This is a genomic window from Anabaena sp. CA = ATCC 33047 (genome assembly GCF_963870205.1).
Lineage (GTDB): Bacteria > Cyanobacteriota > Cyanobacteriia > Cyanobacteriales > Nostocaceae > Trichormus.
Window position 1 is genome coordinate 1 of sequence record NZ_CAWMSA010000018.1, and the last position, 8,489, is coordinate 8,489.

Below are 8,489 nucleotides of genomic sequence, written 5' to 3' on the forward strand. Positions count from 1 at the left end.
ACCGCCACCGCCACCGAAACCGCCGTTGCCGCCGTTGGTGCCACCTCTGCCGCCGTAATTGCCGTTGCCGCCATAGCCACCATTGCTACCATCGCTATTAGCAAACAGCCCACCGCCGCCGAAGCCAGTGGCGTTGCCAAACATCCCACCGCCACTACCGGACAAGATATCGCCGTTGTCCAGGCGAACACGCATACCACTGCCGCCTTGTGCCTTGTTATTGCTAAAGGTGACATCAGTTAATGACACAGTGCCATCATAGATGAACAAGCCGCCGCCCATACCAGCACCACCGCCACCGTAGTAACTATCTCCCCCTTTAGCCATGCTATTGGTGATGGTTAAATTCGAGATATTCACTGTGCCGGACTTGATAAACAAGGGGCGAACATCACCATCATCAGTAATACCATTGTTATTAGCATCACCGCTAATACTGTTACCATTCCCGACAATTGTGATGTTGCTGTTAATCAGGGTTTTCATCACTCCTGTAACGCGCACATCACGGTCGAGGGTGATGGTGTCATCTCCATCTTGTTGATTGGCTTGTAAAATCGCCCAACTCAGAGTACCTACGGTATCACCAAGACCATTATCAGTTGCTTGGGTGACTAGCAATGGTTCGTTGACTGAAGGTGCCATATTAATTCTCCTGTTGTTAATGAAAGTTTGTCTGAGTTCTACAAATCTCTAGAGATTTGTCCTCAATCGAGTGCTTTAACTTGTCGCAGCACTTGATTCAGGCTGAATGAAATTTCTGACTGTTGAAGGGTTCGGGAAAACCCCTCTCCCAACCTCTCCCCTATAAGGAGAGAGGCTTTAATTGTTCCCCCTTCCCTACTAGGGCTGGAAAACCCCTCTCCATAGCTTGCTTCTCTTTCAGAGACGCTACGCGAACCCGCAGGGTACCTCTCCCCTATAAGGAGAGAGGCTTTAATTGTTCCCCCTTCCCTACTAGGGAAGGGGGTTAGGGGGTGAGGTTTCTGACTGTTGACGGGTTCGGGAAAACCCCTCTCCAAACCTCCGAACAGCATGAGTAGAGACGTTGCATGCAACGTCTCTACAACCCGCCCTTCCCTAGTAGGGAAGGGGGTGAGGGGGTGAGGTTTGACGTTAGCTTTTCCACATAAGGTGAAAAGTCAAATAACTTGAAGTTGGCAATGGGGAAAACTTGCTTCTACCCTGGTTTTTGCCGTTGTGGACAGTGCATCGCCCTACGGTGTTTGACCATCTGTTTAGAGTGTGTCTAAAGGCTGGGCAACAATGACGTTTGCTTGACTGTTTCTCAGTTCTGTCCAAAAACTCAAGTCGTAATATTTGATAAATAAATCTGGTGGTAAAATGGTTTGTCGTGGTTTAAACTCTACTTTTTCTCTGACTTTATGTAAGCCTTGAGTCTGGAGTCTTTGATCAAATTCCGGTTCATCATACTGCACATTATCAAAATCATGGGGAAAGGGTTCTGTCTCTAAAAATTGATAAATTAGTGATATGGTCTTCTCTGGATTTTGAGTTAATAAATCATATTCAACTAAGAGTAAAGATTGGCTATGTTCACCATAAAAAGCTTCTTTGAGGGCATTATAAGCAAACCCTACTAATCGACTTCCTTGACTCAATGCTTCAGTCCGGCTGTAAACGTTGGCGCGTTCCTGAGAATTATTAAATAATTTGGAAACATCAAAGGCATTACGCCGCACTAGCCGCTCAACACTATCCATAATCCAGGCTATATTACGGACGCAGCAAATTACTTTGGCATCTGGAAATAGTTGATTAATTAATGATAGTTTACTACACCAACCCCGATGAGTATCAAAGATAATATCTTTATCTGCTTGGTCTTGATAATATGCGTTAAAAATATTTAAGACTAAAGAGCGTTTTTGTTCTGGTGAGATAAAAACAGAAAATTCGTTATCTTCACTCATTGCTTCTAGCATCCGATCCACCAGTGAGCTTACAGGGCTGGACATACTAGCGTGAAATCGGGGATTTTGTCTGAGTATAGCACCCAGCAATGTCGAACCAGAGCGTGGTAGCCCTGAGATAAAGTTTAACTTTGCATTCATTGAAAATTTAGGGTTTTTGCTTGTGCATACCGCTATTTGCACCATAAATATTATCTAAATTAGCTATATTTACTCATCCGTAATTCTACTGGTATTTTAGCTAATGATTAGGGGGAATAGGTAAGAGGAAAAACTACTAGGGGTTGTTTAACTGAATTCATCAATTCTTCAAAATTACCTTAGAGATTATTGATCAAGTAAAACTTAAATTGTAGTCGTGTCAGTCCAGTAGGGTGCGTTAGCTGAGAGTACGGCATCGTATTTATTGGTGCGTTACGGCTAATTTCTACTCTCTCAAATGCTCAAATTCTTTCATGGCCGTAACACACACTACTCAATATTTACTTGATAAATAGCCTCTTTGTAAAAATTAAATTTGAATATTTCATAATGTATTTTTTTGTTTATTTTTATGATGGTTAATAATATATTGATGAATAAGAGTAAACCAGCAATTTTTGAAAAAAATCATGAGATTTACTAATGCGTAGGATAGAATAATGTTTATATAGAAATCCGGTTTGATTTTTGCATAAAATCAGGTATTTGTATTGGACTGACACGACTAAAATGATGCAAAAAAATTGTAGGTTGGGGAGCCATCGCCGTGGAAGGGTTTCCCGGATTGGGGCGAATGGCGTTTGACTTCAAGAAACCCAATACCAATATCTTAGTTGGGTTGCGCTGCGCTTAACCCAACCTACATCTAATGCACTATTTTAGCCCGGTCACGCTACTACTGGCGTGGCAAGCCTTAAATGTTGCATTAAAACTCTCTTGTGGGATAAGCTCCCTATCCCCTCCGGTGCAGGCTAGAAGCCCGCACCACAAGAACTATATTTGTGCATCATTTTAGCCTTGCCACGCTACTACATCTACATCTGATGCACAAAATTAGCTGTGTCAGTCGAGTACAATGGCTGTGATTGAGGTAGTTTTGGAAATATTTGCTAGTGTAGAGATAGAACAATATCTGAGATGATGCAATCTAGCTGATGGCTAGCGGGCGATGAATCTTAAGCGAGAAAATACCTACAGATAGCAACTATGACGGACTTTGATTCTCAAAACAACCGTTTTTATAGCCAAGATGATGTACAAAAAATTCTACAACTTGCGATCGCCCGCCAAGCTGACGACCAAGAAAAAGAGTTTAGCTATGAGCAAATTGTAGAAATTGCTCAGGAGTTAGACATTTCGCCGGAGAGTTTAAAGTTAGCAGAAAAGGACTGGCGATCGCAACACCAAGAAATCCAGCAGCGTCAAGCTTTTAATACTTACCGTCTGACAAGATTTAAGAAGCGTTTGGGCAATTATACTATTGTCAATGGTTTTCTGATTTTGGCTGATTTTGTCGGTGGTGGGACTATTTCTTGGTCGCTTTACCTGTTAGTATTCAGTGGGTTAGCAGTCGGGTTGGATGTTTGGAACACTTTTCTGATGAAGGGTGAAGAATATGAAAGGGCTTTTCAAAGATGGTATCGCAGACATCAAGTTAAACAAACTATTAACACTTTTGTAAATAGGTGGTTTAAAGTTTTGCAGATTTAGTTATTAGTCATTAGTCGTTGGTCATTAGTTATTAGTTATTTGTAGGGACGTTGCATACAACGTCTCTACAAGTCAATATTTATTATTCGACCCTGCACTTATGCACCGTTTTACACTTGTTTTGTTAGTGCGGTATTAGTCTTGTCAGCTTGCAATTTTACCCAGGTGAAAAATACTATTGCTAATAGTTGAGTGGCGGAAGAAAAAACTATTAACGTAGTAATTGAATGGTCATATAACACACCCATTAAGGTACTACCTAAAAACCACGCTAGACCATAGCCAGTGCTGAAAATACCGTAGGCTGTGGCGCGTTTGTGCTTGGGAACCATACCAGCGATCGCAGCTTTTAAAACTGATTCTTGCGCTCCCATGCCAATCCCCCAAAATGCTATCCCTAACAGTGCTAGTTGGGTATTGCCTAAAAATACCAATGGCGCAAATAAAGATGAGAGCAAAGCCGCAGTAATTAACACAAAAATCCCAATGCGGTCAAACAGATAGCCAAAGATTAACGCTGCTACCGCATCTACACCCATCGCTAAAGCATAAAACAAAGGTATGGTTTGCCCCGTAGCGATACCTTGTTTTTGAAAATGAAACGCAATCAAAGGGAAGTCTGCATAACCGGCGGCGATAATGGCCACAGCACCCAAATAAATCCAAAATATCTGCGGTAATTCTTCCTCTTTGGGACTATCCTCTGTTTCTTCCTCAAAATCTCTAGGGTTAGGATAAATAAATTGTAAAACTCCCAACACTACTAAACCCAAAACCGCAGGGACAATCAATACTGTAAAGCCATTGCGATATTCTCCCTGAAAATAAACCATCGCCGCTACAGCCAAAGGCCCCATAACAGCACCAGTTTGATCCATTGCTTCATGTAAACCAAAGCCAAAGCCTCGGCCAATTTGACTGACACCGTGGGAAAGCAGCGCATCTCGTGGAGGAGTACGAATAGCTTTACCTGTGCGTTCTGCCATCATTAAACCTGCGGCTACTTCCCACCTGCCAGCTAATGCTAACAATGGCACAACGGCAGTATTTAAAAAGTAACCTAATGTTGTGATTCCCCAATATTTACCTGTTTGGTCGCTGAGATATCCAATCACTAGACGAAAGCCATAGCCAATTAATTCGCCAAAACCAGCTACTAGACCGACTACTGTGCCGCTAGCTCCCAAAACCTCTAAATAAGCCCCTGTGATGCTACGCGCGCCTTCATAGGTAGCATCAGCACAGAGACTAACAAAACCCAACAAAATGACAAACCGTAAAGCGGCTGTTTTCTGCGGCATACTCCATCAAATCCATAATAGCTTTCATATTGAAGCACAGGATTTGGGGATTGGGGACTGGGGACTGGGGACTGGGGATTGGGGATTGGGGATTGGGGACTAATGACTAATGACTAATGACTAATGACTAATGACTAATGACTAATGACTAATGACTAATGACCAATGACTAATGACTAATGACTATTCATTAAAATTAGCCGCAGGGGGTCTAAACGCACATACCAGGGGAAAGGTTGATCTTTGAGAGTTGCCCATTTCTCTTTGTAGACTTCGGCTTGTATGTGGTAATCGTGTAAGTCGTTGGCTGGAGAATTGAGTTTTAAAAACAATGTCATGCGGTGGGGTGTTTCGCTGGTTCGGGCTAACCAGCACGGAAAAGAGTTTGTTTGGCTGGGTTCTTTGGTGAATGTGAGATGATGGGCGCGGATGCCAATATGCGTTACTTCTGGGGGTATTGCTTCCATAACTCGCAATTGACAACCCCAATCAAGGGCTTCTATCTGTTGCGATGTGTGAACAATAGCACTGGAGAAGTTTTTGCAGCCGGTGATTTGAGCAACACTCACTGTTGCCGGATGCTCAAAAATATCGTATTTAGAACCATGATGTACGGTTCTACCTTTTTCCATGACTAGCAAGTTAGGACAAACTCGGTAAGCTTCTTCCATGTTATGGGTGACAAATAGTGTCACACCTCGATATTCGGCTAGAGTTTCTATCATTTGCTGTTCTAGTTGACTACGCAGATATGTGTCGAGGGCGGAAAAAGGTTCATCTAATAGTAAGGCTTGTGGTTGACTGGCTAAGGCTCTAGCTAAGGCTACTCGTTGTTGTTGTCCGCCAGAAAGTTGGTGCGGGTAGCGATCGCCTAATCCTGTTAACTGCATGGCTGTTAATAATTCTGCGATTTGCGATCGCATTTTCTGGGCTGAGATTCCTTGAGGTAGTCCAAACGCGATGTTTTGCGCTACTGTCATATTTGGGAATAGGGCATAGTTCTGGAATAAAAAACCAATCTGGCGATCGCGGCTAGGTAGATTAATTCTCTTTTCGGAATCAAATAACACTCTACCATTTAAAACTATCCGTCCTTTCGTCGGTGTCTCAATTCCGGCAATACACCGCAAAATCATACTTTTACCCGCACCCGAACCGCCCAACAATCCCAACGGTTGCTCATCACTATTAAAAGACACTTTCAGGTGAAAACTCGGTAATCGCTTCTCAATATCCACCAACAGCTTCACCTCACCAGATGCAGCCGATAACCCAAAAATCTCACTTCCTTGCACCCCTGCACCCCCGCACCCCTGCACCCCTGCACCCGTGTTTCCTTGTCTCCCCCTACTTCCCCTCTGTTCTTGCCAAAAGTTAACAGTAATAATAGCTGATAGGGAAACAATCAGAATCGCCCACGACCAAAACCAAGCCTCATCATTCGCCCCAGCTTCCACAGCAAAATAAATAGCCATTGGGATGGTCTGGGTTTGTCCGGGGATGTTACCAGCTAACATTAATGTGGCACCGAATTCACCCAAGGCGCGGGCAAAGGCCAGAGATGTCGCTGCTAAAATGCCTGGGAATGCTAGGGGTAAACTGATACGCCAAAAGATTGTCCACTCATTTGCTCCCAAAGTTCTGGCTACTTGGAGGAGATTGCTATCAATTTGTTTAAACGCCCCCAATGCAGTTTTATACATTAAAGGGAAAGAGACTACTGTAGCTGCGATCGCTGCCCCGTACCAAGTAAATACTACACTGATATCGAAAGGTTGCAAAAATTGCCCCATTGGGCCATTTTTGCCGAAAAACAGCAGTAACAAAAAGCCCACAACCGTAGGAGGTAAAATCAAGGGAGCTACAAAAATCCCCTCAATCAACGATTTGCCCTTACCACGATATCCCAACATCCAGTATGCAGCCGCAATACCCAAAAAGAAGGTAATAAATGTAGCCAATAACGAAGTTTTCAGTGATATCCAGAGGGGTGACAAATCCATTGGCATAGTTGTATTCACCAGAACTAAGGAGCAACAAACTTTCTCGTCAAATTTCTCTTACCTTCCTAATTTACCAACTTTATGATGATTTAGTTGGTATATCACAACAATTTACTGGATTCTTTCTGAATTATCTAGTTGCTAGTTCACATCCCAGACTGTTTTTTCTGGCTCTTTGCCAAGCATCGCCACCTCTTGAGTTATGGAACAGTCTATGTTTAAAATATTGCCAACTTAGCTAAAATTCCGTATTATTGATTACACATTGCCCAAAGTAATGTTAATTAGATATCGCCTCATCTCACCTGAATCAATAGCAGCTTCTGAAGCTGCCAAGACAAATAGTAAAATTTATCAGGACTTACGCAACTGGCATATTAGTAGGGTGCGTCAGATATCAACAATATGTTTGTTGACAGCATTTAGGCAGTCTGACGCACCCTACAAGACATATTTAATGTGACACTTGCGTCAGTCCGATATTTATGTTTTTTTGTAAATTTTTTTAAATTTTTTCATGACTATCAGAATTTATGTGTAATGATGAGGTGTGAGACTTAATTCGGCGATGGCGTTTGTTTTTAGTATTGACAGGCTTTTTCCTTTTGGTATTTACAGACTCTCTCCGAAATCTAACTCTCTGCATACTCATGATTTTGGAGAAGATTGATGTCGATTTACGTAGGTAACCTTTCCTATGAAGTTACCCAAGATGCGCTTACTGCTGTGTTTGCAGAATATGGCACTGTAAAGCGTGTTCAGCTACCAACAGATCGTGAAACAGGTCGCTTACGTGGCTTTGGTTTTGTCGAAATGGAAACAGAAGCAGAAGAAGCAGCAGCCATTGATGCGCTTGATGGTGCTGAGTGGATGGGTCGTGATATGAAAGTCAACAAAGCCAGACCCAAAGAAGATAGAGGCTCATTTGGTGGAAATCGTGGTGGTGGTGGCTACAACCGTAACCGCTATTAATTTTAATTGATTAACTTGAATTGAGCAAAGGCTCAAGTTCCAATGCTTGAGCCTTTTTTTGGTATTTTTAATCGGCTAATTCTTCTGCTTGAGAATTTTCTAACCACGGATAAATATTGGCGTTAAGTTGATCATTGCTAGGCAAAAATCTTTTCTCTAACTCTAGACGCTGTTCTGCGTTACGCAAGAAATACCCATCTACCATTGCAGAACCTAAAAGCTTTCCTAACTCCTCGCGGCTAGTTGTGATAGTTGTGTTAAACTTGTTACCCAGTAAATTACCCAAAGTTGCCATCACAGAACGTTGAATTAAATGAAGCACTTCTACTGAACCGGGTTTAGATAATTCCTTAACAGTTTCAGGATTCAGAGATTGCAGATATTCCCACAGCCGGTTATCATTTATGAATTCAGTCAAAGCATTTTCGGGATTGCGATGGGAATCATTACTCATAGCAATTATCTCAATGGTTGCTCAACTATCAATTAATTTAACAATTTAATTTTTATAGCTAGTTCGCATAACCGAACTCTTCTAGAGGGTAGTAACACTACAGATAGTCATTAGTCATTGGTCATTAGTCATT

6 protein-coding genes and 1 pseudogene are annotated in these 8,489 nt (G+C 42.3%); 2 read left to right on the top strand and 5 right to left on the bottom strand.

What is annotated here, in order from left to right:
- Together AACS98_RS04885 and AACS98_RS04890 are read right to left on the bottom strand one after the other, a co-directional pair.
- Nucleotides 1-645, bottom strand: a pseudogene (locus AACS98_RS04885) (hypothetical protein); the annotation flags it as partial.
- A gap of 593 nt (nt 646-1,238) precedes the next feature.
- Nucleotides 1,239-2,075: a sulfotransferase family protein gene (locus tag AACS98_RS04890; RefSeq protein ID WP_066376930.1), complete on the bottom strand. Its 837-nt coding sequence runs from the start codon at nt 2,073-2,075 to the stop codon at nt 1,239-1,241.
- 1,047 nt (nt 2,076-3,122) lie between these two features.
- On the opposite strand from AACS98_RS04890, the gene AACS98_RS04895 reads away from it, so the two are divergent.
- The gene (locus tag AACS98_RS04895; RefSeq protein ID WP_066376931.1) at nt 3,123-3,626 is read left to right on the top strand and encodes a 2TM domain-containing protein; all 504 of its coding nucleotides are present in this window, start codon (nt 3,123-3,125) and stop codon (nt 3,624-3,626) included.
- Between the two features lie 110 nt (nt 3,627-3,736).
- Here AACS98_RS04895 and AACS98_RS04900 read toward each other — a convergent pair whose 3' ends face one another.
- Both AACS98_RS04900 and modB read right to left on the bottom strand, forming a co-directional pair.
- Nucleotides 3,737-4,927, bottom strand: a complete 1,191-nt coding sequence (locus AACS98_RS04900; protein ID WP_066376932.1) for an MFS transporter — start codon at nt 4,925-4,927, stop codon at nt 3,737-3,739.
- A gap of 176 nt (nt 4,928-5,103) precedes the next feature.
- Nucleotides 5,104-6,936, bottom strand: coding sequence for a molybdate ABC transporter permease subunit (gene modB / locus AACS98_RS04905; protein ID WP_066376934.1), 1,833 nt, complete (start codon nt 6,934-6,936; stop codon nt 5,104-5,106).
- Between the two features lie 663 nt (nt 6,937-7,599).
- Here modB and AACS98_RS04910 point away from each other — a divergent pair.
- Nucleotides 7,600-7,902: an RNA recognition motif domain-containing protein gene (locus tag AACS98_RS04910; protein ID WP_066376936.1), complete on the top strand. Its 303-nt coding sequence runs from the start codon at nt 7,600-7,602 to the stop codon at nt 7,900-7,902.
- 67 nt (nt 7,903-7,969) lie between these two features.
- On the opposite strand, the gene AACS98_RS04915 is transcribed toward AACS98_RS04910, so the two are convergent.
- Nucleotides 7,970-8,356 carry a DUF760 domain-containing protein gene (locus tag AACS98_RS04915; RefSeq protein ID WP_066376937.1) on the bottom strand — a complete coding sequence of 129 codons (387 nt, stop codon included), beginning with the start codon at nt 8,354-8,356 and terminating at the stop codon, nt 7,970-7,972.
- Nucleotides 8,357-8,489: the final 133 nt, after the last annotated feature.

What these genes read in the sequence shown, in the direction of transcription:
- AACS98_RS04890 (WP_066376930.1), bottom strand. Translation starts at nt 2,075, where the DNA reads ATGAATGCAAAGTTAAACTTTATCTCAGGGCTACCACGCTCTGGTTCG.
- AACS98_RS04895 (WP_066376931.1), top strand. Translation starts at nt 3,123, where the DNA reads ATGACGGACTTTGATTCTCAAAACAACCGTTTTTATAGCCAAGATGAT.
- AACS98_RS04900 (WP_066376932.1), bottom strand. Translation starts at nt 4,927, where the DNA reads ATGCCGCAGAAAACAGCCGCTTTACGGTTTGTCATTTTGTTGGGTTTT.
- modB (WP_066376934.1), bottom strand. Translation starts at nt 6,936, where the DNA reads ATGCCAATGGATTTGTCACCCCTCTGGATATCACTGAAAACTTCGTTA.
- AACS98_RS04910 (WP_066376936.1), top strand. Translation starts at nt 7,600, where the DNA reads ATGTCGATTTACGTAGGTAACCTTTCCTATGAAGTTACCCAAGATGCG.
- AACS98_RS04915 (WP_066376937.1), bottom strand. Translation starts at nt 8,356, where the DNA reads ATGAGTAATGATTCCCATCGCAATCCCGAAAATGCTTTGACTGAATTC.